Origin of the sequence: Streptomyces africanus, from assembly GCF_002150735.1 — a bacterium.
Classification (GTDB): Bacteria; Actinomycetota; Actinomycetes; order Streptomycetales; family Streptomycetaceae; genus Streptomyces; species Streptomyces africanus.
In genome coordinates this window covers 2435-2791 of record NZ_MUKA01000598.1, presented here as the reverse complement: position 1 = coordinate 2791, position 357 = coordinate 2435, and the positions used below count along the sequence as shown (strand labels likewise).

1 protein-coding gene is annotated in these 357 nt (G+C 76.2%); it reads right to left on the bottom strand.

The features are described from left to right. The coding region (locus CCL05_RS42480; protein WP_244204610.1) for a winged helix-turn-helix domain-containing protein at nucleotides 1-357 on the bottom strand (357 nt) is incomplete at both ends.

Genomic DNA, 357 nt, shown 5'->3' with positions numbered 1-357 from the left:
CGCACCGTGCGGATCGTGTCGCGGTGCTCGGCCCCCAGCTTGCGGCGCAGGCGGGCGATGTGGACGTCGACCGTACGGCCGTCGCCGACGTGCCCGTAGCCCCACACCGTGCCCACCAGCTGGTCGCGGGTGTGCACCCGGCCCGGATGCGCCACCAGGTGGGCCAGCAGCTCGAACTCCAGATACGTGAGGTCGAGCGGCCGCCCGGCCACCTCGGCGGTGCGCTGCACGGTGTCGACGCGGATCAGCGGCTCGCCGCCCGGCTCGGAGCCCGCGGGAGTCGTGGGGGTCGTGGGGGCTTCCGGGCGGGTGGCCTCCGGCAGGTCCGGCACCGCCACCGGGAACGGCGGCTGCTGG